Annotated in this window: 19 protein-coding genes; 7 read left to right on the top strand and 12 right to left on the bottom strand. The window is 67.2% G+C overall.

Translation table 11 applies throughout. The features are described 5' to 3' along the window. Position 1 precedes the first annotated feature (1 nt). The 5 genes from LSO07_RS19415 to LSO07_RS19395 form a co-directional block, all read right to left on the bottom strand. The gene (locus tag LSO07_RS19415; protein ID WP_151096324.1) at positions 2-2482 is read right to left on the bottom strand and encodes a TonB-dependent siderophore receptor; all 2481 of its coding nucleotides are present in this window, start codon (positions 2480-2482) and stop codon (positions 2-4) included. Between the two features lie 115 nt (positions 2483-2597). Next, complete coding sequence (locus tag LSO07_RS19410; RefSeq protein WP_191909728.1) at positions 2598-3566, bottom strand: FecR domain-containing protein; 969 nt, start codon at positions 3564-3566, stop codon at positions 2598-2600. Next, the gene (locus LSO07_RS19405) at positions 3566-4165 is read right to left on the bottom strand and encodes a sigma-70 family RNA polymerase sigma factor (RefSeq protein ID WP_151096322.1); all 600 of its coding nucleotides are present in this window, start codon (positions 4163-4165) and stop codon (positions 3566-3568) included. Before LSO07_RS19405 ends, LSO07_RS19410 begins: the two co-directional genes overlap by 1 nt. 24 nt (positions 4166-4189) lie before the next feature. Next, the gene (locus LSO07_RS19400; RefSeq protein ID WP_151096321.1) at positions 4190-4792 is read right to left on the bottom strand and encodes a metal-dependent hydrolase; all 603 of its coding nucleotides are present in this window, start codon (positions 4790-4792) and stop codon (positions 4190-4192) included. Between the two features lie 523 nt (positions 4793-5315). Then, positions 5316-6695, bottom strand: coding sequence for an FHA domain-containing protein (locus LSO07_RS19395; RefSeq protein ID WP_318526593.1), 1380 nt, complete (start codon positions 6693-6695; stop codon positions 5316-5318). Between the two features lie 646 nt (positions 6696-7341). Between LSO07_RS19395 and LSO07_RS19390 the strand changes: the two genes are divergently transcribed. Next, positions 7342-7761: a DUF2177 family protein gene (locus LSO07_RS19390; protein ID WP_034783974.1), complete on the top strand. Its 420-nt coding sequence runs from the start codon at positions 7342-7344 to the stop codon at positions 7759-7761. Here LSO07_RS19390 and LSO07_RS19385 read toward each other — a convergent pair. From LSO07_RS19385 to LSO07_RS19375, 3 genes are all read right to left on the bottom strand, one after another. Then, positions 7742-8692, bottom strand: a complete 951-nt coding sequence (locus LSO07_RS19385) for a PP2C family protein-serine/threonine phosphatase (RefSeq protein WP_151096320.1) — start codon at positions 8690-8692, stop codon at positions 7742-7744. The genes LSO07_RS19390 and LSO07_RS19385 overlap by 20 nt on opposite strands. Positions 8693-8841: 149 nt before the next feature. Continuing rightward, the gene (locus LSO07_RS19380; RefSeq protein WP_034751896.1) at positions 8842-9288 is read right to left on the bottom strand and encodes a glycine zipper 2TM domain-containing protein; all 447 of its coding nucleotides are present in this window, start codon (positions 9286-9288) and stop codon (positions 8842-8844) included. A 121-nt stretch (positions 9289-9409) separates the two neighbouring features. Continuing rightward, positions 9410-9952 (bottom strand): GNAT family N-acetyltransferase, encoded by a 543-nt coding sequence (locus LSO07_RS19375; protein ID WP_070258128.1) that lies wholly within the window; start codon positions 9950-9952, stop codon positions 9410-9412. 174 nt (positions 9953-10126) lie between these two features. Between LSO07_RS19375 and LSO07_RS19370 the strand changes: the two genes are divergently transcribed. The 5 genes from LSO07_RS19370 to LSO07_RS19350 all read left to right on the top strand — a co-directional run bounded on the left by LSO07_RS19370 (position 10127) and on the right by LSO07_RS19350 (position 16780). Continuing rightward, positions 10127-11575 carry a M20/M25/M40 family metallo-hydrolase gene (locus LSO07_RS19370; RefSeq protein ID WP_092605695.1) on the top strand — a complete coding sequence of 483 codons (1449 nt, stop codon included), beginning with the start codon at positions 10127-10129 and terminating at the stop codon, positions 11573-11575. Between the two features lie 253 nt (positions 11576-11828). Then, a complete protein-coding gene (locus LSO07_RS19365; RefSeq protein ID WP_151096319.1) occupies positions 11829-13394 on the top strand; it encodes an ABC transporter substrate-binding protein in 1566 nt (521 codons plus the stop codon). Between the two features lie 64 nt (positions 13395-13458). Further along, a complete protein-coding gene (locus tag LSO07_RS19360) occupies positions 13459-14397 on the top strand; it encodes an ABC transporter permease (protein WP_151096318.1) in 939 nt (312 codons plus the stop codon). Continuing rightward, entirely contained in the window at positions 14394-15179 is a 786-nt protein-coding gene (locus LSO07_RS19355; protein ID WP_151096317.1) for an ABC transporter permease, read from the top strand. The genes LSO07_RS19360 and LSO07_RS19355 overlap by 4 nt, the downstream gene beginning before the upstream one ends. Beyond that, complete coding sequence (locus tag LSO07_RS19350) at positions 15173-16780, top strand: ABC transporter ATP-binding protein (protein ID WP_151096316.1); 1608 nt, start codon at positions 15173-15175, stop codon at positions 16778-16780. Before LSO07_RS19355 ends, LSO07_RS19350 begins: the two co-directional genes overlap by 7 nt. Here LSO07_RS19350 and LSO07_RS19345 read toward each other — a convergent pair. From LSO07_RS19345 to gshB, 4 genes are all read right to left on the bottom strand, one after another. Further along, positions 16777-17541 carry an SAM-dependent methyltransferase gene (locus tag LSO07_RS19345; protein WP_151096315.1) on the bottom strand — a complete coding sequence of 255 codons (765 nt, stop codon included), beginning with the start codon at positions 17539-17541 and terminating at the stop codon, positions 16777-16779. The two genes, LSO07_RS19350 and LSO07_RS19345, sit on opposite strands and share 4 nt — an antisense overlap. Before the next feature lie 45 nt (positions 17542-17586). Further along, complete coding sequence (locus LSO07_RS19340) at positions 17587-19632, bottom strand: TonB-dependent receptor domain-containing protein (protein WP_151096314.1); 2046 nt, start codon at positions 19630-19632, stop codon at positions 17587-17589. Between the two features lie 245 nt (positions 19633-19877). Then, on the bottom strand, positions 19878-21932 hold the full coding sequence (gene paaZ, locus LSO07_RS19335) for a phenylacetic acid degradation bifunctional protein PaaZ (RefSeq protein WP_151096313.1): 2055 nt from the start codon (positions 21930-21932) through the stop codon (positions 19878-19880). Continuing rightward, positions 21929-22897 (bottom strand): glutathione synthase, encoded by a 969-nt coding sequence (gene gshB, locus LSO07_RS19330; protein ID WP_070280423.1) that lies wholly within the window; start codon positions 22895-22897, stop codon positions 21929-21931. Before gshB ends, paaZ begins: the two co-directional genes overlap by 4 nt. Positions 22898-23170: 273 nt before the next feature. Here gshB and LSO07_RS19325 point away from each other — a divergent pair, with 273 nt between their 5' ends. Beyond that, a complete protein-coding gene (locus tag LSO07_RS19325) occupies positions 23171-23587 on the top strand; it encodes an acyl-CoA thioesterase (RefSeq protein WP_034783925.1) in 417 nt (138 codons plus the stop codon).

Below are 23587 nucleotides of genomic sequence, written 5' to 3'. Positions count from 1 at the left end.
TTCAGAACCGCGCGCGCAAGGTCAGTTGCGCCTTGCGCGGCTCGCCATAGAAATTGCCCCACGCAGGCGCGCCCACCGTCTGGTAGTAGCGCTTGTCGAGCAGATTCGTCACGGACAGCGACGCCGTCCAGTTACGGTCGATCTGGTAGGCGGCGCGCGCGCTCCATAACGCATACGCGCCTTGCGCCACCGTGATGTTCTGCGTGACGCGCGAGCTCTCCGTCTGGAAGTTCACGCCGCCGCCCACGCTCCATTTCTGCAAGGCGCCGGGCAGGCGGTAGTCGCTCCACGCGCGCAGCATGTGGCGCGGTGAGTAGGTGCTGGCGAACATCACGCCCGCATTCGACGTCTGGTCCAGGTACTTGAAGTTGTTCAGGGTATAGCCGGCGAACAGCTGCCAGCCCGGCGCCACTTCGCCGCTGATTTCCGCATCGAGGCCTTCGCTGCGTACCTTGCCGGCCGAGAAATAGCACTCCGTGCCGCTGGAGCAGGTGTTGACGAGGTCGAGCTCCGCGCGGTTGCGCTGTTCGATGCGGAACAGCGCCAGCGAGGTATTCACCTTGCCGTCGAACAGTTCACCTTTCACGCCCACTTCCAGGTTGCGGCCTTTCAGCGGGTCGAGCAGGGCGCCGTCGGCCGTGCGCTGGTTCTGCGGCTGGAAGATGTCGGAAACGCTGGCATAGCCGGACCAGCGCGGGTCGAATGCGTAAATGACGCCGCCATACGGCGTGACGACGCCATTTTCGCGGTACGGGTCGATATACACCTCGCCCGTGTCGCGGTACACGCTGCTCCATTTGTAGTTCGACACGCGCGCGCCGGCCACCACCGTGAGCGGATCGCTGACGCTGAAGCGGGCCACGCCGTAGGCACCCGTCTGCGTCATTTTTGTTACGCTGGGATCGCCCCGGTAGCTGTTTTCACGGAACCAGGCATCGCTCGGTTCGGCCACGCCGTGATTGGGCCGCAGCGGATTGTTCGCTTGCTGCAGCAGGGCCAGGCTGAAATCGCTGTCGCTTTCCAGCCGGTTCGTGTTGATGCCGGCGCTGAAGCCATGACGGCGGCCGAAGGCGTTGAATTTGCCATCGAGCGACAGGTCGATGCCCTTGTTGGTGCTGCCGTAGTCGAACACGCCGCCATACATCATCATGCCGGCCAGTGTGTCGGGATTGAGCGCGCCCTGGCTGAACATGTATTTCACGTCATGCCGCTCGCGCGTGTAGTTGGCGCTGGCCTTGAGCGACCAGTCGGCGTCGAAGCGGTGCTCGAATTCGGCGAAGACGGCCGTCTGCCTGCTATTCCAGCGGTTCCAGTCGGCGCCCAGGAAGGTTGCGCGGGGCAGTTTCGGGTCGCTGCCATCGCGGTAGCGGGGCATGCCGGAAAAGAAGGGCGTCGAGTGCAGCTTCTCGTAGCTGGCGCCCGTCGTCAGCTTGCTGCCCGGCGCCAGGTCGAATTCCAGCACGCCGTACAGCACGTCGGTGCGGCTGTCGGCCACGTCATAGAAATAATCGCGCTGCTCCATGGAGGCCACGGCGCGGCCGCGGATGCTGCCTGATTCGTTCAAGGGGCCGGTGACGTCGATTTCGCCGCGCACGTCGTTCCAGCGGCCCGCGCCGAGCGCCAGCTGCACCTGCTTTTCCGCCAGCGGGCGCATGCGCACCATGTTGATGGCGGCGCCCGGCGAGCCCGTACCCTGCAGCAGTCCCGTCGCGCCGCGCACGATTTCCACGCGATCGAGCATGGCCGTATTGCTGGTAAAGCTGTTCGCCTGCGGGTAGTACATGGCGCGGTTGACGCCATCGAACTGGTACGTTTCGACCATGAAGCCGCGCGAATACACATAGCGTCCGCCCATGGGACTGTCATACATGGTGATGCCGGTGGTGTTGGCCAGCACGGCGTCGATGGTGTTGAGGTTCTGGTCATCCATCTTCTGGCGCGTGACGACGCTGACGGATTGCGGAATTTCGCGCAGGGTCTGCACGCCCTTGCCGACAGTGACGGCGCGCGCCGCATACGAGTTGCTGTGCTCACTGACAGGGTCGCGCTCCATGCTGGCGCTGACCGTCACGGGCGCCATGGTCTTTTCCACGCCGGCCGCCGACGCGGAGGAGGGAGGGGCCTGGCGCAGCACGTAGGCGCCGTTCGGCAGCTGCACGGCTTCCAGGCCGCTGCCGGCCAGCACCTGTGCGAAACCCTGCGCCACATTATGGCTGCCGCGCACGCCGGGCGAGCGCAGGCCCCGCGTCTGCGCGGGATCGGTCGACAGGCTGACGCCGGCGGCGACGGCAAAGTCGTTGAGGGCGGTGGCCAGCGGCCCGGCTGGCACGGCATAGGCTTGCGGCGCTGCGGTGGCGGGGACCTGGCCTTGCGCCAGCGCGGGCGCGGCGACAAAGGCGGCGGGGGCGGCGCAAGCCATGGCGATGACGGCCAGGCGGATGGCGCGCGCGGCGGGATGGAGGACGGGGGTGGTCAGCTGCATGCTCGGTCTTTCTGCTCAGAGGGATAAGAAAATGGCGTATGAATCGGCTTCTTACTTGTCAAGCCGAAGCAGCGCATCGAAACACCAACCCCTGGCGCAAAAAAACTGAAAATAATTATGCAGGCCGTGCCGACACCGTGGCCCAGTAGCGCGTGAAGTACGTCACTTGCAGCCCGTGCGAGGCGCACAGGCTTTCCAGTACGGCGTCGATATCGTCGAGGCGGTAAGTGCCTGTGACGGGGCGCCGCGCTACGCCGGCGTCGCACGCCAGGCGTCCGCGCCGGTAGCGCGCCAGTTCCGTGACCAGCTGTTGCAGCGGCCAGTCGACGGCCACCAGCATGCCGCGCAGCCAGCTGTCCTGGTGGGCCGGCATGGCCTGCACGTCATCCGCGCCGGTGTCGCCAAAGCGCAGTTGCTGTCCCGCTTCCAGACGGCGCACGGCATCCGGGCGCGCCGCGCAGCGTACTTCCACGGCGTGCTCGAAGACGCTGACGGTGCTGCCATCGTCGTCGCAGCGTATGCCGAAGCGCGTGCCCAGCGCGCGGATCACGCCATGCGGCGTGTCGACCAGGAAGGGGCGCGGGTCGGGCGCCGTCGTGATCATGATTTCGCCATGGTGCAGGCGGATGCGGCGGTGCGTGGCGCCGTAAGCGACATCCAGGGCGCTATCCGTATTCACCTCCATGCCTCCGCCATCGGCCAAGGTCACGTGGCGGCGCTGGCCCGGCGCCGTGCGCAAGGACGCCGTCAGGGCTTGCCATGGGGCGGATTGCAGGCCCGCCTGGCCCAGCGCGATGCCGCCGCCGGCCGCCACCAGCAGGGCGAGTATCCTGGCGGCCGCGCGCCGGCGCTGCTGCGCCGCCTCCAGGGCGGGCATCGCCAGCGCTGCCGGTATTGCGCCCAGCTGGCCGTGCATGCGCCGCAGCAGATTCCAGGCCCGTTCATGTTCGGCGCTGGCGTCGCGCCATGCCTGCACGTCGGCCGGGTCGGCGCTGCCGCATTGGAGTTCCACATGCCAGTGGGCGGCGGCGGCCAGCACCTTGCGGGCAATGGGTGCGGAAGGCGAGATCGCGGGGCCGAACATCAGCCGGCCGCCAGCATCAGGCATTCCGTGTAGGCGCGCACCAGGTGCTTTTTCACGGTGGGCAGGGAGACGCCGAGGCGCCGGCTGATGTCCACATAACTGAGCTCCTCGATCTGCGCCAGCAGGAAGATGGCCCGCGTGCGCGGGCCCAGGCGGTCGAGCAGGCGGTCGATGGCGAGCAGGGTTTCGATGATGATGGCATGCGTTTCGGCCGACATCGCTGTTGGCTCGGCTTGCTGCGCCAGCGTTTCCAGGTAGGCCTGCTCCAGCGCCTGGCGCCGGTAGCGGTCGATCAGCAAGCCGCGCGCAATGGTCGCCAGGTAGCCGCGCGGTTCGCGCAGGGGCGTCAGCGCTGTCACCTCGCGCTTGCCCAGCAGGCGCACGAACGTATCCTGCGCCAGGTCGGCCGCCTCGGCGCGGTTGCCCAGCTTGCCGCGCAGCCAGCCATACAGCCAGCCGTGGTGCTCGCTGTACAGAGTGCTCAGGTGGCTGGTATGGACGGGACTGACGGTGCTCACTGCGTTCTCCAGGCAAGGGAAGGGCTGGGCTGACGGAACGCGCGGTGCCGGCTGGCTGGGCTGTTTGAGAATGATACTCATTATCACATTGCCACGCAGCCGGCGTCAATTGGCGTCGTCGCCCAGGCGCCAGCGCAGCTGCCATTGTTGCAGATTCGCCCAGGCCTGCTGCAGGGCGCCTGCGGACCAGTGCAGCAGGCTGTCAAACGCCAGCAGGGTGCGCCGCAGGTGGATGCCGTCAAAAAACACATGGTCGGCCACGACGGTGGCGGCCAGCCAGGCGGCGATGATGACGATGATGTCGTGGCGGCCGCTTTTCCACCAGCGCAGCGAGTGGCGGCGGAAGATCCACGGCACGCCCAGCGGATTGGGCCAGTCGGCCAGCAAATGCATGATGCCGCCGGCGGCAAAGCCGAACAGGGGCGGCGCCCACAGGTGGTGCGGCAATTGCATGTACGTGTAGACGAGCAGGGCGATCCAGGCCAAGCCCCAGTGCGTCCACGTGCGGTGCGTGATCCACAGCCGGTGCGTGCGCGCCCACCAGGCCACTTCCAGCCAGTCCGGCGCCGTGCCGCCCAGCGCACCCATGACAAAGGCGAGCATGCTCAGCACTTGATACGGGCCACCGGCGCCAGCGTGCGCGACCAGGGCCGCGGCGATCACGCCAGCAGCCCAACCGGTCGCATGATGCGCTTTGTTGGAAGCCATAGGAAATGTAAAACGCCATGCGGGCGCTGTGTGAAATACAGGGGAATATTAACTGGATGAATATACAGTATGCAAGGGCGTGGAGGGGGCTATTTGCGGAATATCTGCCGATAATTTGTTAAATTATGTGTCGGCATGGCTTGGCCAGCGGACTCGGCAAGTCATGCCGGGCGGTCAAGTGTATTGCGTGGCTGATAATGCAATTGGCGCAGGGCGCGCTATGCTGAAGGCAGTCCTGTGTTTTGAAGAGGTGTCGCCATGAAAATCCCGCGCGAATTGCAGATTCCCGCCATCGTGTTTACGCTGGAAGCGGTGTTTATATTCGGTTTGTCAATGATTTTTCTCGTACTAGTACCCCGCTAGTGCCTTGCGGATAACTGCAGATTTACAACACTGAACAAAACCGTAGCGAGCGGAAGGGAGAGGTGGTCGAGAAGCGCAACCGTACTCGGTACGGGGGCGCCGAGCCGGTGAGCATCGCAGGCCGCCTATACCGACGCGCAGTAGGTTTGGTTCAGTGTCCCTATGCAGTTTGCATGGCGCTGTCGCACAGGGCTGCACCTTCGGTGCGGATGATCCAGCATTCCGGATACGGTTCGCTGGCGAAGCGGTTGTGCCGCGCGAAGCCGCTGAGCTTGTCGAGCGCGGTAGCGGGGGCCAGCGCCGTTTCCTTGCCGCTGGCCGTGTCCAGGTGCCAGAAGCCGCCATTGCGGTGGAAGAGTACGGGCAGGCAGCTGGCTTGCGGCGTGGCAAGGTGGCTTGCCGGCGTGGGCTGGGTGTCGGGCAGCAAGAGGTAAAAACATTCGGCGCGGGCGCCGTGGTCGATACGGTGCAGTATCACGCCGTGCGCGAGCAGGGCCGTGACGCTGAGCACGACGATGCCCTTGATGCTGGCAGTCAATTCGATGCGCATGCCCAGGCGCAGGGGCACGGGCTTGTGCTTGCCGGGCCACACGCCGTCGAGCAGCACGCCGTAGCGCGAGACATCCTCGATTTCAAAGCCTTGCTGGCTGCGTCGGATGATGGCGTGGCGGCCCGACAGGCGGCGCGTCAAGCCATTGTTGTCCTGGCCGTCGGGGCTGAAATGGCTGAGCAGCACATCGGCTTCCGGGTCCACCAGTTCGAAGCGGCCCAGCATGCATTCTTCCAGCGCGAACAGGCGGATCTGGCGCTGTTCGCCCGCTTCCGGCGCCGCATTGACGAGGCAGGCGGCCTGGCTCGGGTGCGGATGGCAGTGGCTGGCGGCGGGCAGGTCGACTTCGATCAACTCCTCGTCCCAGGCGATGGTGGTAAAACCCATGTCGATCTTGCCTTGCGGCGCGGATAAATCCACGTGGGCGATGCCGGCATTGCGCGCCGTCACGTCGAGGTTGCAGCCGTCGCCCCCCGTCACGCGGGCGATCGAGGCGTCATCGGCCATCACGCGCACGTTCTTGTGCGTGCTGAGGAAGATCTGGTGGATTTCCGTCAGGGTGGCGTCGCGGCGCGGCACGAGGATGACGAAGGTGCACACCCATTTCTGCGCCACGGCGCCATCGACGTGGCTGTGCACTTCCACTTCGATCTGGTATTGCCCGTGTTCCTTGTTGCGCGAGGAAAACTCGACAAACACGGGACGCCAGTCACCGCGCGTGGTGCGCACGAAATCATGCTGCACGTGCCCGCGGGGGATCAGGTCCGAGCGCAGTCGCAAGGTCAGCTGCGGCGCGCAGGCGGCGCTCATGCCGCGCAATTCCATTTTCAGGGTTTGCCGTCCGCCTGCCGCGCGCGGATCGAAGCCGCTGATGTGCAGGTGGGCTTGCACCGGCTGGTGGGCCTGCGGGCCCGATGGCGGCGCAACCGGCGTTGGCGTGAATGCCGGAGGCGCGGCGGAAGCCGGCACGGGGCTCGTCAGCGTTTGCATAGCAGCATCGCGAATAACAGCATCACGGGCAGGGGCGTGCGAAAGCGCCGTTGCCGATGGCTCGGAACGGGCGCTGCGCAGTGCGGTCAACAGGTCGTAGCTGCTGGGGGCAGTCGTCGTTTGCGGGTGGTTGCCCGCGCAGACTGTTTCCCCAGGCAAGACCCAGAACGTACAGTGCGGGTGCTCCGGGTTGCTGCATTTTTTCATGACATTCTGACTCGAATCGAGCGGGGACATTTTGCCCTCTGTTATACATGAGAGCTTACGCGCTTTTGCGCCTGCTTGGCAACTTTCACGGCGCCGGAATGCGCTCTTTTTGCCCAAATTCATGTCCCTGGTCACATCTTGCCATACAAGCCATGGAAACTATTGCTCAAAAACACATTTAATGTCTTTGTTGGCATGTTATTTTGATATGCCTTATCATTGCGTTGTTTGTTGGCGGTCACTTCCAGATACTCGCCGCAGCGCCAGCGAGAGGATGCCGGCAGAGTTCATGCGTTCGAGTAAGGCGGGCAGTTCGCGCACCGGAGCCATGGTGTATTTTCATGCGGGCTATTTGATCCCATGGCATCCATGGCGGCGTTTTGCATTATGCTGGCGTAACCGTTATCCCCCACACGCTGCCTGACGCCGAAAGATGACCATGCCTGTCCAACGTCCGCTCCAGCTTGCCATTGCCTATGGCGCCACCTTGTGCGTATTCCTGGCCATCGATGCCCTGTGGCTGGCCGTGCTGATGAAACCGATGTACGCCGCGGCGCTGGGGCCGTTGCTGGCGGACACGCCCCGCTGGGCGCCAGCCACGCTGTTTTACCTGCTGTACGTGGCGGGACTGCTGGTCTTTGCCATTTTGCCCGGCTTGCGCTTGCGCCGCGGGCGCACTGCGGCAGCGCTGGGCGCGTTGCTCGGGCTGCTTGCCTACGGCACCTATGATTTGAGCAACTACGCGACATTGCGCGACTGGCCGCTGGCCTTGACGGCGATCGACATGGCCTGGGGCGCCGTGCTGTCGGCCGTGTCGGCGACGGCCGGCTACCTGGCCGCTAGCCGTCTGGGGCGGTGAACTCCGCATCGAAGCGCAGCGCCAGCATGGTAATGTTGTCGCTATGCAAGCCTGTTGGCGGGTGGGAGAGGAAGTCGTCGAACAGGGCGTTGACGGCCTGTGCCGCAGTCTTGCCGGCACACAAGGCGGGCCAGCGGGCCATGAAGGCCAGCGGATCGTCGCAGGCCCAGAAACCGTCGCTGGCCAGCAGATAGTGGGCGCCGGGGCGCACGCGCAGCACGCGGCGGTCGCCCAGGTGCGCGAGGAAGGGCGGCAGGGTGGCCGCATCGAGGCCGCGCAGGGGCTTGTCGAGCTGCAAGCTGTCGCTGATGGCATTGCCTAAAATGAATGCCTGCGAGATTTGCGGATGATGCTCGCCGTGCACGGCGGCACGCCAGCGCGTCTCGTCGAGCGCGCCGCGCATGGCGTACACGGTGGCCGGCACGTGGTCCACGGTGAGGATGCTGGCTGCCCCGTCGGCGATTTCATACAGGCGCGAATCGCCCACGTGATACAGCAGCGGCGCTTCGCCGGGCGGCACTTCCAGCAAGGTCAGGGTGGTGCCAGGCGGACGCGCCTGGGCTGGCGCGGCCCTGGCGAAACTGTGCTGCAGCCGCGTGTGCAATTCGTCCAGCCGGGCGGCCAGGCTGGCCGTGTCGAGGCAGGCGGGCATGGCCAGCAAGCCTTGCACGGCCGCTTCCGCCGCTTCTCGCCCCTGGCCGTGACCGCCCATGCCGTCGAGCACGGCGGCGCGTACATGGCCGCGCGGCCAGCCCGGCACCTGGCAGTGGAACGGCGCTTGCTGCGACAGGCAGACGGCGTGGCCGCTGGCATCGATCAGCAGGAAGTTGTCCTGGTTCTCGCGGCGCGGCAGGGGGCCGGCGCCCACGCTGGTGCCGGCGGCGGCATCGAGCCAGGGGCCGAAGTCAAGTCCGTCTTTGATTAAATGCATCGGTTGGTGCGGTCCAGGCGGCCAGCAATGTTGATCATAGGACACAGCTTAGCCGATATTGTGCAGGGGCGATACCTTGCCTGTCGCGCAAAAAAACCTGCGGCAGCAGGCTGGCGCAGGTTTTTCATGGTGCAGGTGCAGGGCGGTGCTTAACGGCGATGGCCCCAGCCGTGGCCGTGACCGTGGCCACGGTCATAATAGTCGCGGCGGCCATGGTCGCGGTAGTAGCCGCGGCCCGGTTGCACGTAGACGACAGCCGGCGGGCCGTAGTAGCGCGGTGGCGGCGCGTAATACACCGGCTGCGGGGCAGGGGCGTAGTACACCGGCTGCGGCGCAGGCGCGTAATAGGTTTCGCGGTAACCGCCGCGATAGCCGCCACGGTCATAATAACGGTCATTCGTGCTGATGCTGTTGCCGACGGCGGCGCCAAGCACGCCACCGACGATCGCGCCATTGCGCCCGCCGGTGCTGTTGCCAATGGCCGCTCCGACAACGGCGCCTGCAACGGTATTGAAGTCGCGGTCACCGGCGACTGCGGCCGAAGACACAGCCACTGCCGCTACCATTACCGCACCCAGGAGTTTCTTGTTCAACATGGCATTTCCTTCCATTCCGGCGAGATCACAATGATCTGCATGGAGTGGACTATATCCGCTGCCGCAAGCTTGTTCCACGTCTAATACAACTTATTACAATCAGGGCGGCGTGGTAACAGTTTCAGCCTGACACGATAGGCGCAAACGCTTGCCATTCCGGACGCAGCAGGCTATACATTTTCACGTCGCGCATGACGCCATTGATGAAAAAGGCCTGGCGCTTCACGCCTTCCTCGGTAAAGCCGCACCTTTGCGCGATCCGTTCGGAAGCCGTATTTTGTGGGTCCATCAGCAATTCCAGACGGTGGTAGGGATAGGCATTGAACAGGTAGTCGACAACCAGGCGCGTCGCTTCGCCGCCATAGCCGCGTCCGCCCCACTTGGGGTCGAACAGGCGGTAGCCGATTTCGCGGCAAGCCGGGGTGCGGCCCTTGAAGTGCGTGATAGAGCCGATGATGTGCTGGTGATGGTCTTCAATCAGGAACAGTTCACTATCCTCCGTGACCAGGCCCGTCTGCATGAATTCGCGCCGGATCGCTTCGGGCGACTTGAATTGCATGGAAAAGAACTCGCTGCGCGCGGGCAGGTCGTTGATCAGCGCGATATAGGTATTGAGGTCGGCGGCGGTCAAATGCCGGACGATACAGAGTCTTCCCTTGAGCATGGCGGTATCCGGTAGCGATCACGATCTGCATGGTAATCGACTCTGGGGGAAAGAGGCAATCGATCCCGTAAAAGTTGCTGCAATGACAGAATAAATGCGCTATCGTAGAAAAATTCGCGCCTTGCCCATGGCCACGGCGTACCCGCTTCGACCTTGTTGACTGGAACTGAACACATGCATAGTATCCTGACTGGCGCGCCACTGCGCCGTTCCGCCGTATCCCTTGCCCTTGGCTGCATCGTCAGCGCCGGCGCCTTTGCCGCCGCGCCAGGCAACACGCCGCAAGCGCTGGCGCAGGTGCGCGACACCGCGCTGCAAAGCGACTGGGCCTACGCCCGCCTGGCCGACATGACGGATCTGATCGGCCCGCGCCTGTCCGGCTCCGCCGGCGCCGCCGCCGCCGTGCAGCAGGTGGCCGACACCATGCGCCAGCTGGGCGCCAAGGTCACCTTGCAGCCCGTGAAAGTGCCGCACTGGGTGCGCGGCGTGGAAACGGCGGAAATCGTCGACTATGCTGGCCGTCCGCAGGGCGTGTCGCAGCGCGTGGTGCTCACCGCCCTGGGCGGCTCCGGCGCCACTGCGGCCGCCGGCCTGACGGCGCCCGTGATCATCGTCAAGAGCCTGGAAGAACTCAAGGCGCGCGCGGCGGAAGTGAAGGGCGCCATCGTGCTGATCGACACGCCGTTCGACCAGGAGATGGCCGAGCGGGGGCTGGCCGGCGTCACCTACGGCCAGGGTTCGCGCTCGCGCTTCCTCGGACCGAAGGCGGCGGCCGACCTGGGCGCGGCGGCCGCGCTGGTGCGCTCGGTGGGCGGCGCCGATTTCCGCATCCCGCATGCGGGCGCCACGGGCCTGGACGACAATAAACGCATTCCCGCCGCCGCCGTCACCGTGGAAGACGCCCTGCTGATCGGCCGCCTGGCCGCGCGCGGCCCGATGAAAATGCACCTGACCCTGACGCCGCAAAACCTGCCGGAAGCCGATAGCTACAACGTCATCGCCGACTGGCCGGGCACGGACAAGGCCGACGAAGTGGTGGTGGTCTCGGGCCACCTCGACTCCTGGGACCTGGCGACGGGCGCGCACGACGACGGCGCCGGCGTGGTGGCGGCCATGGGCGTGGTGGAAACCCTGAAAAAGCTCGACTACCGTCCGCGCCGCACCATCCGCGTGATCGCCTGGATGAACGAGGAAAACGGCGGCCGCGGCGGCCAGGCTTACTTCGAGGCCCACAAGCAGGCGCTCGGCAAGCAATATGCGGCCATCGAGATGGATAGCGGCGCCGGCCGCCCGTTCGGCATCAAGGCCAGCGTGGGACCGAAGGCGGAAAAACTGTTCACGCCTTTGCTGGCCGCCCTGCAGCCGATGGGCGCACACGCGTTCACGCGCCGCGATGCGCTGGGCACGGGCGATTTGCACCGTCTGGAAACGGGAGGCGTGCCCAGCTTCGAGCCGCTGGTCGACAGCCACAGTTACTTCCACTACCACCATACGCCGGCCGACACCCTGGACAAGGTCGACCCGAATAACCTGAAACGCAACGTGGCGCTGATGTCGTCGCTGGCCTGGTTCCTGGCCAATATCGATGGCGAGATCGGCCGCGCGCCGGAGCAGGGCGAGTAAGCGGCATGGCGCCGGGACAGCGCCAGCTGTGGCGCCTTGACAGGCCCCGCGCCTGGGCAAGGGGAGCCTGCCCCCGGCCCTCAGTTTTTCAGATACCAGCCCTCCGGAAAGACAATTTGCCTGGCCAGCGCGGCAACCATAAGATATGCAGCTGTAAATAATTCTCATTTAGTTGGGAATCCATTCTACGCAGCACACTTGCCCGGCCCATGGCGGCCGGGGTTTGCCTCTCTTCTGATCGTCAGGAACGCTGGTGCCCCGTCTTCGCTTGCTTTTTCCCCTACTCCTTGCCGGCTGGCTGGCGTGTGCCGGCGCCAGCGCCAGTACGCAGCAGCCGTCGCCGGCGCCGCGCATCGAGCGCTGTACCATTGCCGATGAACAGGGCGACTTCGGCTTGCCGACTCCCTACACCCATGCCAGCGGCGGCATGGGCTATACGCTGACGAGCCTGATTTTCGACACCCTCGTGTGGCGCGATGCCAGCGGCAAGCTGGTGCCGGGGCTGGCCAGCGCGTGGCGGGAAAGCGCCGACCACCGCACCATCGATTTCACCTTGCGCTCCGATGCGCGTTGGCATGACGGCAAGAGCGTCACGGCGGCGGACGTGGTGTTTACTTTTGCGTATTTGCGCCAGCACCCGCATCCCCTGTTCGACCTGGGGGCCATCGACGGCGTGGACGACCTGGGCAAGGGGCGCGTGCGCGTGCGCCTGAAGCGCGTGTATGCGCCGTTCGTGGCGCAGCTGGCCGGTTCGGTGCCCATCCTGCCACAGCATGTGTATGCGCGCCTGGACGACCCCCAGCACGTGAAACAGGCCGACATCGTCGGCAGCGGCCCCTATCGCCTGGGGGCGTATGACAAGGCGGCGGGCCGCTATCTTTTCACCGCGAACGAAGCGTACTACCTGGGCCCGCCCAGGGTGCGCAGCCTGCTGTTCCTGCGCATGCAGCCTTCGCTTGCCGTGGGCGCGCTCAAGCGGGGCCAGGTGGACATGATCCGCAGCCTGCCGGCGCCCCTGGCTGCCGAAGTGACGCGTTTTGCCACCGTGGTCAGCGCGCCTTCCGGCCATCCGGTGCGGCTGCGCTTCAATCATGCGCGCCCGCCGTTTGACGACAAGCGCCTGCGCCAGGCCATCGCGCGCGGCATCGACCGGCAGGAACTGCTGCGCGTGGTCGAGAATGGGCAGGGCGAGGTGTCCGCCGGACGCTTCGTGCGGGGCAGCATCTGGCAGAGCGGGGCGCCGTTCGATGCGTATGCCTACGATCCGGCGGCAGCGCGCCGCATGCTGGCGGAGCTGGGCTACCGCGCCGCGCCGGACGGTCGCCTGCGCGACAGCGGCGGCAAGCCGTGGGTGCTCGAACTGGCGGCGACGCGCAGCCTGGCGCGGCCCGCCAGCCAGCTGGCTGGCCAGCTGGAAAAGCTGGGCATGGAAGTCAATGTGCGCATCATGGACGGCGGTATCCTGGGCGCGCGCATGGTCGCTGCCGATTTCGACCTGGCGCTCGTCAGCCAGGGCAGCAATGGGGACCCGGAAAGCATGCTGCGGCAAACGGCGGGCAACGGCGCCTTCAGCGATGCCTTCCGCCGCGCCGATCTGCTCGAGCTGCTGCAGCAGCAGGTCGGCACCGTCGACGTGGCCAAACGGCGCGCGCTGCTCGACCGTGCCCAGGCCATCTATGCCGAGGAGCTGCCGGCGTTTTTCCTGTATTCGCCGCAGTGGATCACGGCGGCCAATGCGCGCCTGCGGCCGTGGTTCACGCCGGGCGGCATCGCCGTCGGCATCTCGCTGCCGCTGAACAAACTGATGTTCGTGCAGTAGACGGGAGCCGACGCTGAGCGCTTCTACGTTCCCGGGCCGGCGCGCCGCGGGCTATGCGCTGGCCTTGCTGGCGCTCGTCAGCCTCGATTTCGCGCTGCCGCTGCTCATGCCCGGCGACCCCGTCACGGCCATCCTGGGGCAGGATGCGCTGATCGAACTCGATGCGGCCGAACGCGGCGCCCTGCTGGCGCGCCATGGCCTGGGCGGCGGGCAGCCGCTGTGGCAGCTGTACCTCGGGCACCTGGCGCAGCTGCTGCGCCTCGATTTCGGCTATTCCATCCGCCACGGCATGCCGGTAAAGGACTTATTGGCGCAGCACCTGCCTTGGACCATGCTGCTGGTGGCGTGCGCGCTGGCACTGGCCCTGCTGCTGGGCGTGGTGCTGGGCATCGAGGCCGCGTTCGCGCAGGGCAGGGCGCCGGACCGCGTGCTGACGGCCATCACCCTGGCACTCGACAGCATCCCGCCTTTCGCCCTGGCGATGGGCCTGGTCATGCTGTTCGCCTATGGTTTGCAATGGTTTCCCAGCAATGGCGCCATGGCGCCGTTTTCCATCCAGACGGGTGCGGCCGCATGGCTGGAGCGCGCACAGCACCTGGTGCTGCCCGTGTGCGCCATGGCGCTGCCAGCGGCCGCCGGCGTATTCCTCAGCGCGCGCGCCACGGCCGTCAGCGTACGGCAGCGCACCTTCATGGACCTGGCCCGCGCGCAGGGCGTGGGGCCGTTCGCCTTGCGCTACCGCCACCTGGCGCCCAACGTGCTTGCCGTCGTGCTGTCGCGCCTGGGCGGCGTGGCCGCGCGCCTGGTGTCGGGCGCCGTGTACGCGGAAACCGTCTTTGCCTATCCCGGCATCAACCTGGTGCTGACGGACGCCATCGTCAAGCACGACTACCCGCTGGTGCGTGGCGCCCTGCTGGCGACGGGGCTGCTGCTGTTCGCCATGAACTTGCTGGCCGATGCACTGGCCGCCCGCCTGGCACGGCGCGCGCAGCGCGCGCCATGAACGCGTCCGTGCGCGCGGGGACCGGGCTGCTGCTGGTGCTGGCCCTGATGCTGGCCGGCGCCAGCTGGCTGCAGCCGGCGTCCGGCGGCGCCATGGATGCCGTGCTGGCGCCGCCCGGCGCCCTGCACTGGCTGGGCACCGATGACCTGGGCCGCGACGTGCTGCGCCGCCTGGCCGTCGCCGCGCTGCCGACCCTGGGCATCGGCGTGGCCGTGAGCGCCACCAGCATCGTGCTGGCCGTGCTGCTGGCGCTGTGCGGGCTGGCCTGGCCGGCGGCCGATACGCTGGTGCTGCGGCTGGCCGACCTGTTCAGCGCCTTGCCATCGACTCTGGTTTTCATCGTCATCGCCTCGGCCATGCAGCCGGGCGTGGCGGCCCTGGTGGCGATGCTGGCGGCATTCGGCTGGGATGTCGAATTTCGCGCGTTGCGCCTGCGCCTGCGCCAGGTGTGGCGCCAGGAGAGCCTGGACGCGGCACGCCTGGCGTCGGCGTCGGGCATCTACCTGCTGCGCCGCCATGTGTGGCCGGCCATGGCGGGATTGCTGGCCGTGCAAGCCGTGGCCCTGGTGCGCCGCGCCGTGTTTCACTACGCGGGCCTGGCCTTCCTCGGGCTGGCCGATCCGCGTACCCCGACCTGGGGCGGCATGCTCAATGAAACCATGCCCTATCTTGCCCACCCGGACGCGCGCGCCTGGATCCTGGCGGCCTGGCTGTGCCTGGCCATGCTGCTGATTGCGCTGGCGCTGCTGGGCCAGGGCCTCGACGAGCGCGCGCGATGCTAGCGGCGGCCGCTTTCTGCATCGAGGCGGATGGCCGCCAGCTGCTGCGCCAGCTGCATTTTCAGGCGCGCCCCGGCGTGCCGCTGGTGATCATCGGCGAATCGGGCGCCGGCAAGAGCACGCTGGCGCGGGCCTTGCTCGGCATGGCGCCGGGGCGCGGCAGCGGCAGCTTGCGCGCCGGCGCCATGCAACTGGTGGATGCGGACGAAGCGGTGCTGCGGCGCTGGCGCGGCCGCCAGGCCGGCCTGGTGCCGCAAGATATGCACGACGCCCTCAATCCCCAGCACACCTTGCTGGCGCAGGTGGCGGCGCCTTTGCGGCGGCATCTGGGCATGCGGCGCGGGCCAGCCGAACTGGCGGCCGGTGCCCTGCTGGTTTCGCTGGGCCTGGCCGAAAACCTGCACCGGCGCTATCCGGCCCAATGCAGCGGCGGCCAGCTGCAGCGCGTCCTGCTGGCGGCGGCGCTGGCGCCTGACCCGGCACTGCTGGTGCTGGACGAGCCGACGTCCGCGCTCGATCCCGCCACCAGCGCGCTGGTGCTCGGGCGCCTGCGCGCCGAAGCGGCCCAGCGCCAGCTGGTGGTGGTGACGCACGACCTGGAGCTGGCGCGCGCGCTCGATGGCGACGTGCTGGTGCTGTACGGCGGCAGCGCCGTGGAAACGGGGCCGGCCGCAGCGGTGCTGGCGGCGCCGCGCCATCCCTACACGCGCGGCCTGCTGCGCGCCTGGCCGCGCGAGAACGGCAAGGATTTACAGGGCATCGCCGGCACCCATGAAGAGGGCGCGCGCGGCTGCGCCTTCGCCAGCCGCTGCAGCCAGCGCATCGCCCGCTGCGGCGAGGAGGCGCCGGCGCTCGATGCCACGGGCGTAGCCTGCCTGCGCGGCGGCATCGTCACCGTGCTGTCCGCGCGCGGCGTGCACAAGCGCCTGGGCGGACAAGCCGTACTGGCGGGCGTCGACCTGGACGTGCAGTCGGGCGAAACGGTGGTCATCGTGGGCGCGTCCGGCGCGGGCAAGTCGACTTTGGCGCGCATCCTCGTCGGCCTGCAGCAGGCCGATACGGGCACAGTGACCACGCCGGAGCGGGAAGAGGGGGGCGCGGCGGCGGGCATCGCCTACGTGCCGCAGCATGCGGGCGCCTCGGTGGCCAGCCACTTCAGCGTGTTCGAGGCGGTGGCCGAGCCGCTCGCCATCGCGGATCGCGTCAGCGTGGACGCGATCCGCGCGGCGGCGCTGCGGGCGCTGGCCGACGTGCGCCTGCCGGCCACAGAGGCCTTCCTGGCGCGCCAGGCGCGCAGCTTGAGCGGCGGGGAATTGCAGCGCCTGGCCATCGCGCGGGCGCTGATCGCCGATCCGGCCGTGCTGGTGGCCGATGAACCGACCGCCGCGCTGGATGCCTCGGTGCAGGCGAAGGTGCTGCGGCTGCTGCTCGACGTGCAGGAGGCGCGCGGCCTGGCCCTGCTGCTCATCACGCACAATCTGCCTGTCGCCCGCCACGTGGCGGACCGCATCGTGCGGCTGGAAGATGGCCGCTGCACGGCGTTGCCCGGGCCGCAGGACGGCACGGAGGGCGCCGCGCCGGCGGCCTGGATGCGCCTGGCCTAGCCGAGGAAATCGCCTACATACACCAGGTGTTCGAACGGCGGCTTTTCGTTCTCCGTGCGGGCCAGCACCGTGCCCAGCGTGGCGCGCAGCACGGCCTGTTTCGCGTCGGCCCCCGCGTGGGCGACGATGGCGAGCGGCGTGCTGCCAGGCAGGTGGCGCGCCAGGCGTTCGACCAGCGAGGGCAGGTCGGCGCGCATGGTAAAGAAGACCAGGGTGGAACCCGTGGCGGCCAGCTTGTCCAGGGTGTCGCTGCCCGTGTAGTCGTCGCGCGTGTCGGCCGAGGCGGCGAGGATCACGGAACGGCTGTGCTTGCCGCCGGTGACATCGCGGGCCAGCGCCGCATTGGCCGCATTGAAGCAGGAGATGCCAGGGATGACGACGGGATTCAGTTCGCTGAACTCGCTCAGGTAGCCCGATTGCGGCCCGAAGATCATGGCGTCGCCATAGTCGAGCACCGCGACGGTCTTGCCGGCCGCCGCCGCCGCGTGGATGATGTCGCGCGTCTGTTTTTCCATGGCGTCGACTTCCTCTTCCGGCGTGTCGCGCCGCGCCAGGGGGCTGAACAGGCCGTGGCCCGCCTTGTGCACTTCCTTGCCGTCAAGCAGGTCGGCAAACGCTTCCAGCAGGCGCGGGATGCCGAACACGATATCGACGCCGCGCAGGGTTTTCTGCGCCTTCACGGTGATGCTGTCAGGGTCGCCGATGCCGGCGCTGACGAGGTACAGGCCGCAGCGCGCGCCCGCTTGGGTGGTATAGGTCATGGTTCTCTTCTCTTTACGGATGGGTGATTGGGATGGTGGAATCGCTTAAAAGTGGTAACTGGCGCTCACGCGCACGTCGCGTCCCGGCTCCGGCAGGATATTGCCGACGCCGCCGTCGAGCGAACTGTGGCTCGTGTAGCGCTTGTCGCCCAGGTTGCGCACGGCCAGCGCCAGGCTCAGCGCGCGCAGCGCGGCCGGCTGCCATTGCAGCTGGACGTCGTGCAGCACGTAGCCGGCCCGCTGTACCGCCGCTTTCGGCACGTCGTCCAGGCGCCGCACGGCGTTCAGGGTATAGCCGGCCGTGAGGCCGGGCAGCATCTGCCAGTGGCTGTCCCACGTGAGCCGGTCGCCCAGCGCCGTGCCCACGCGGCGCGCCGGGTTCAAGGGCTTGTCGCCCACCGTGGTATCGGCCAGCACCACGCCGACGGACGAGCCGTAGCCGCCACGCTGCCAGCGCGCCTTCCATTCCCAGCCCTTCGAGCGCAGGGTCTCGGGCATGTTGCGGATATACGCGGGATACACGACGCCCTGGCCGGCCCATTCGATCAGGTTGGCAATGCGGGTGTCGAAGTAGCCGAGGCGTACGGTCAGGCTGTCGCCGTCCAGCAGCGCATTGGCGCCCTCGTACTTCAGGCCCGCTTCGCGCGTGGTCGAGGTTTCCGGCTTGAAGGGCTTGCCGTTGTTGAAATTGCTCTTTTTGTCCAGGCTGGTGAGGAAACCGATGGGGATGATGCCGCTGGCGCGCACGGCTTCGCCATAGCTGGCAAAGGCGCCCACGCCGCGGCCCAGCTCCAGCTCGGCGCCCGCGTTTGGCGATGTCTTGCCACCCTTGAAGGTACGCGGTCCGAAGGCGGTATCGTAGCGGTCGTGGCGCAAGCCCAGCGACAGCTGCAGGGCTTGCCAGCGCATGCGCTCCTGCACGAAGATGCCCAGATTGCGCGCCTGCGTGGATTTGCGGCCCGGCCCCAGGATGGCGGCGCCCAGCACGCCGTTGGTGATGCCTTCCTCGTCCATGAAGTCGGCGCCGGCCGTCAGGCGGTGCTGCGTGCCGGCCAAGGCCAGGTTTGCCGTATTGCGCACGCTGCCGCCCCGTTCCGTCGTCCTCGCGCTGCGCGCCTGGCTGACGTCTTCCAGCTCGTTCTCGTTCAGGTACAGATTGAATTTCCAGTCCAGCAGCGCATTGCCGGCCGGCTGGTAGCGGTGTTCCAGGGTATAGGTATGGCGTTCGCTGCGCTGGTAGGTGGGCACGGCGTTCGCGGGCGCATAGCCGTTGTCGCTGCCGACCCGGCTGAACAGGTAGAGCCCCGCATTGCGGTTGCGCGCCGCGCCCAGGCGCAGGCTATGCCCGGCCAGGTCCAGCAAGCTCAATTTGAGCAGGTAGTCGCGGTCATGCCCGGCCGAATTGGGCACGTCGCCACCGCCGCCGATGCGGTAGTTGTCGCGGTTGACGGCGCTGACATGGGCCAGCAAGCCCAGCTTATTGTCCAAGGTCTCGCCCAGCATGCCGTACACGCTGACGGCGCCGCGCCGCGCTTCGTCGGCGCTGGCGTACGCCGCGCGCACGCTGGCGCCGGCGCGTTTGCCAGGCGCCAGCAATTCCTGCGCATCGACGGTGTCAAAGCGGATGCTGCCGCCCAGCGCGCCCGGTCCCGCGTCGGCGCTGGGGCCGGGCTGGATATCGACCTGTTTCAGCAGGTCGGGATCGATGCCGCCCAGGTCGCCCCGGTGCTGGTGCAGGCTGCGGCCCTGGCGCGCGCCGTCGATGCTGATGTTCAGGTTGGCGCCGTCGACGCCGCGCAGGTAGATGCGCTGCGCATTGCTGGCGCCGCCGCCCACGCTGACGGCGGGTTCGCTGGCGAAGACGTCGGCCATGTCCATGGCTTGCTGGCGCTGCAGGGTCTCGCGGGAAATGCGCGTGATGCCCGGCAGGGGCGCGTCCGGCGCGGACTGCTCGATCAGCTTGACTTCGGGCAGGGTCGCCAGCGGCGCGGCCTGTTCGGCGCGCGTGTCGGACATTTGCTGGGCGAAAGAGAAGGGGGCGATGGGCAGCGCGCTGGCGCCAAGCAGGAAAAGGGGAACGGCATGTCGCATGGGAAGGTCGTCTTTGTCAGAAGGGAAGCTACGGGAAGGGAGGGCGCAGGTGCTGGCCTGCGCAGCGTCAGTCGAATCTGCTACAGCAGCGCTGTCCCGGGACTGGAAGCGGCGCGCCGCACCGCTTCCGGTCCCTGAAATACCCGGTTGGCTTCATCTCGTCAGCCGCCATTCTGAAAGACGGGGGCAACGTTGGCTATTTGTATTTCTTGAGCGGCGCCATCAGGAAAACTGAGGGCTGCCGCTCACAGCTCTGCGCGCTTGGCGACCAGGGTCAGGATGTCGTAGCTGGCCACCAGTTCATCGTTCTGGTTGGTGACCTGCACGTCCCACGACACCACGCCCTGGCCGACACCCTTGTCGTCGCGCCGCTGGCGGTCGACCTTGCGCTTGCACGTCAGGCGCGCGCGGATGGTGTCGCCGATGCCGACCGGCGCGACGAAGCGCAGGTCGTCGAGCCCGTAGTTGGCCAGCACGGGACCCGGCGCCGGGGACACGAACAGGCCGGCGGCGGCGGCCAGCACGAAATAGCCGTGCGCGATGCGCCGGCCGAACTGCGAATCGCGCGCGGCGATCTCGTCGAAATGCATGTAGAAATAATCGCCCGAGATGCCGCCGAAGGCCACGATATCCGCTTCGCAGACGGTGCGCCGGTGCGTCAGCAGCGATTCGCCCACTTCCAGCTCGTCGAAATGCTTGCGGAACGGATGCTGCACGCTTTCGCGCACGGCGGCGCCGCGCACGTATTCGCCCGTCACGGCCGTCAGCATGGTGGGCGAGCCTTGCAGCGCCGAGCGTTGCAGGTATTGCGAGATGGCGCGCAGGCCGCCCAGCTGCTCGCCGCAGCCGGCGCGGCCGGGGCCGCCGTATTTCAGGTGCGCCGACGCCAGCACGTCCGTCCCCGCCGCCGCCACTTCGCGTTCCAGCACCAGCACGCGCCCGTGCGAGGCGGCCAGGCGCGGCACCGCATACGCGGCCAGTTTCGGATCGCGCGTGGCCAGGGTGCTGGCCAGGCTGCCCCTGCCGCGTGCGGCCAGCGCCAGCGCTTCCTCCACGTCCGCATACGGCATCAGGGCGCAGACGGGGCCGAAGGCCTCGATTTCATGCACGGCGTCGCTGCGCGCGCCGCCGCGGCACAGCAGCAGTGTGGGTGCGGCAAAGGCGCCATCGCGCACGCCTGCGCCGGAAGGCGCGTAGCCGTCCGCCTGGCCGCAGACGATGTCGCTTTCCTCGGCCAGGGCGCGCACGCGGGCGCCCAGTTCGCTGCGCTGCTCCTGCGATGCCAGCGGTCCCATTTGCACGCCTGCCTGGGCCGGGTCGCCGATCACCACCGCCGCCAGGCGTTCGCGCAGGCGCGCCGTCAGCGCTTCGATCTGCCCGTGCGGCACCATCACGCGGCGGATGGCGGCGCCGTCCTGGCCCGCCTTGACCGTCATCGAACGCACGATGGCGTCGACCAGCAGCTCGAATTCCGGCTCGCCGCTGCGCACGTCCGGTCCCAGGATGGCGCAATTGAGCGACGCCGCGCCCAGGCTGACCTGGACCGAACGCGCCAGCAGGTTGGGGTGGTTGCGCAAGGTCGTGGCGGTGGCGTCCGAACCGGTGAAGCTGACGGCATCGTTGTCCTGCAGGCGGGCCAGCAAGGCATCGGCCGGGCCGATGGCCAGCTGCAGCGCGCCTTTCGGCAGCACGCCGGACGCGTCGATCAGGCGCACCAGCGCTTCGGCCAGGTAGCTGGTGCAGGTGGCGGGCTTGACGATGCAGGGCATGGCGGCCAGGAAGCTGGCGGCGAATTTTTCCAGCAGCGACCAGACGGGCAGGTTGAACGGGTTGATGTGCAGGGCCACGCCGCCGCGCGGCACCATGATGTGCGTGCCGGCCGCGCCGCCGCGCCGGCACAGCGACATGGCGGGCGCTTCGTGCAGCACATTGCCCGAAGGCAGGCCGCTGGCGGCGATGCCGGCGTAGGAATTGAGCACGCCGATGCCGGCGCAGATATCCTGCTTGCTGTCGGCGCGCGTGGCGCCGCTCAGGTAGGCGATCGTGTACAGCTCCTCGCGATGCTGCTGGATGTGCGTTGCCAGCGCCCGCAGGCAGGCCGCCCGCTGCTGGAAGTCGAGGGCCATCAGCGCCGGCACGCCGGTGCGGCGCGCATAGTCGAGCGCCTGCTGCGCGTCGACCGACTCGGCATGCGTGTGATAGATCAGCGAATTGTCGATGGCGCTGTGCAGCGACAGGCCCGCTTCGCTGCCCATCCAGCGTCCGCCTATCCAGCTTTGCAGTGTGCTTACCTTGCTCATGATTGTTCCTCGTTCGTGTGCGTGAGCGATGCCGCCGTTTCCAGCGCATCGATGAACATGCCTGCCACGTCGAAACCCGTCTGCTGCATGATTTCGCGGAAGCAGGTGGGACTGGTGACATTGACTTCGGTGAGATGCGCGCCGATCACGTCCAGCCCGACCAGCAGCAGGCCGCGCGCCGCCAGCACCGGCGCCAGGGTATCGGCGATCTCGCGGTCGCGCGCCGTCAGCACGCGCGCTTCGCCGCGCCCGCCGGCAGCCAGGTTGCCGCGCACCTCGCCCGCCTGCGGTATGCGCGCCAGCGCATGCGGCACCGGCTTGCCGCCGATGAGCAAGATGCGCTTGTCGCCCTCGCTGATGGCGGGAATGTAGCGTTGCGCCATGATGGTGACGGCGCCGTCGCGCGTCAGCATTTCCACAGTGGCGCCCAGGTTCATGCCGTCCTCGCGCACACGGAAGATGCCGGCGCCGCCCATGCCGTCGAGCGGCTTGAAGATCACGTCGCCGTGCTCGGCGTGGAAGGCGCGCAGGCGCGACGGCTCGCGGCTGACCAGGGTCGGCGCGCAAAACGGCGCAAATTCCAGGATCGCCAGTTTCTCGTTGTGGTTGCGCACGGCCGATGGCCGGTTGAAGACGCGCGCTCCCTGGCGCTGCGCCATTTCCAGCAGGTAGGTGCTGTACAGGTATTCCATGTCGAAAGGCGGATCCTTGCGTACCAGGACGGCGTCGAACTGCGCCAGCGGCAGCGTCGCCGCCGCCTCCCGGTGGAACCACGTGCCGGCGTCGTCGACCAGCTGCACGCGCGCGGCATGGGCGCTGACCACGCCGCCCTCGCAGTGCAGATGCTGCTGTTCGAACACGTGCAGTGCGTGGCCGCGCGCGGCCGCTTCCTGCATCATCGCGTAGGTCGAATCTTTCTTGATGTTCAACAGCTCGAGGCGGTCAGCCAGGATCGCGATTTTCATCGATGCGCCTTTCATTCAATAGGGTGGGGTAGAGGAAACCGGTGGGCCGCGCCAGTGCGCGCGGCAGCCGTGGCGCCATGCGCCGGGTCCTTGTTGCTGGAATATTTCTGCAGCGATGGTAGCGCAACGGGCGCCATTCGGCTCCTCAGATATTTGGACGTCCGCCCTCAGATATTGCGTCTTGTGAGGTACCCGCTATCGGTCTTAGCATCATTGGCGAAATGTCACTACCCAAGCCGGCCTGACCGGATATAACCGCCACATGAGGACACAATGATGCGCCGCTCTTTCAAGACCAATCTCGACATCCGTTACCGCGACACCGACTCGATGGGCCACGTCAGCAGCCCCGTGTACTACGAGTACATGCAGACGGCCTACCTCGAATACATGCACCGCATCCTGGAAATTCCGAAGAGCGAAAAGCTGCCGCACATCATGGTGAAAACCGCGTGCGAATACATCGCCCAGGCCAAGTACGGCGACAAGGTGCTGGTGCTCAGCCATGTCTCCAAGTTCGGCGGTAAGAGCTTTGAAATGGAGCACATCATGCACATCGGCGACGAGCAGGGTGTGGTGATGGCCAAGGCCATTTCCGTGCACGTCATGTACGACTATGAAAAGCAGGCCACGCAGCCCGTGCCCGAGTCGTTCAAGCAGACCGTGCTGGCCTACCAGGGCAGCCTCTAA

The sequence above is a fragment of the Janthinobacterium sp. PLB04 genome, from assembly GCF_021165895.1.
In the GTDB taxonomy this organism is placed as follows: domain Bacteria; phylum Pseudomonadota; class Gammaproteobacteria; order Burkholderiales; family Burkholderiaceae_D; genus Janthinobacterium; species Janthinobacterium lividum.
The sequence above is the reverse complement of the archived record's forward strand: the minus strand, read 5'-3'. Positions and strand labels throughout refer to the sequence as shown.

Bases quoted from the DNA above. Each gene is read 5' to 3' on its own strand.
- LSO07_RS19415 (WP_151096324.1), bottom strand. From the start codon at position 2,482: ATGCAGCTGACCACCCCCGTCCTCCATCCCGCCGCGCGCGCCATCCGC.
- LSO07_RS19410 (WP_191909728.1), bottom strand. From the start codon at position 3,566: ATGTTCGGCCCCGCGATCTCGCCTTCCGCACCCATTGCCCGCAAGGTG.
- LSO07_RS19405 (WP_151096322.1), bottom strand. From the start codon at position 4,165: ATGAGTATCATTCTCAAACAGCCCAGCCAGCCGGCACCGCGCGTTCCG.
- LSO07_RS19400 (WP_151096321.1), bottom strand. From the start codon at position 4,792: ATGGCTTCCAACAAAGCGCATCATGCGACCGGTTGGGCTGCTGGCGTG.
- LSO07_RS19395 (WP_318526593.1), bottom strand. From the start codon at position 6,695: ATGCAAACGCTGACGAGCCCCGTGCCGGCTTCCGCCGCGCCTCCGGCA.
- LSO07_RS19390 (WP_034783974.1), top strand. From the start codon at position 7,342: ATGCCTGTCCAACGTCCGCTCCAGCTTGCCATTGCCTATGGCGCCACC.
- LSO07_RS19385 (WP_151096320.1), bottom strand. From the start codon at position 8,692: ATGCATTTAATCAAAGACGGACTTGACTTCGGCCCCTGGCTCGATGCC.
- LSO07_RS19380 (WP_034751896.1), bottom strand. From the start codon at position 9,288: ATGTTGAACAAGAAACTCCTGGGTGCGGTAATGGTAGCGGCAGTGGCT.
- LSO07_RS19375 (WP_070258128.1), bottom strand. From the start codon at position 9,952: ATGCTCAAGGGAAGACTCTGTATCGTCCGGCATTTGACCGCCGCCGAC.
- LSO07_RS19370 (WP_092605695.1), top strand. From the start codon at position 10,127: ATGCATAGTATCCTGACTGGCGCGCCACTGCGCCGTTCCGCCGTATCC.
- LSO07_RS19355 (WP_151096317.1), top strand. From the start codon at position 14,394: ATGAACGCGTCCGTGCGCGCGGGGACCGGGCTGCTGCTGGTGCTGGCC.
- LSO07_RS19350 (WP_151096316.1), top strand. From the start codon at position 15,173: ATGCTAGCGGCGGCCGCTTTCTGCATCGAGGCGGATGGCCGCCAGCTG.
- LSO07_RS19345 (WP_151096315.1), bottom strand. From the start codon at position 17,541: ATGACCTATACCACCCAAGCGGGCGCGCGCTGCGGCCTGTACCTCGTC.
- LSO07_RS19340 (WP_151096314.1), bottom strand. From the start codon at position 19,632: ATGCGACATGCCGTTCCCCTTTTCCTGCTTGGCGCCAGCGCGCTGCCC.
- paaZ (WP_151096313.1), bottom strand. From the start codon at position 21,932: ATGAGCAAGGTAAGCACACTGCAAAGCTGGATAGGCGGACGCTGGATG.
- gshB (WP_070280423.1), bottom strand. From the start codon at position 22,897: ATGAAAATCGCGATCCTGGCTGACCGCCTCGAGCTGTTGAACATCAAG.
- LSO07_RS19325 (WP_034783925.1), top strand. From the start codon at position 23,171: ATGATGCGCCGCTCTTTCAAGACCAATCTCGACATCCGTTACCGCGAC.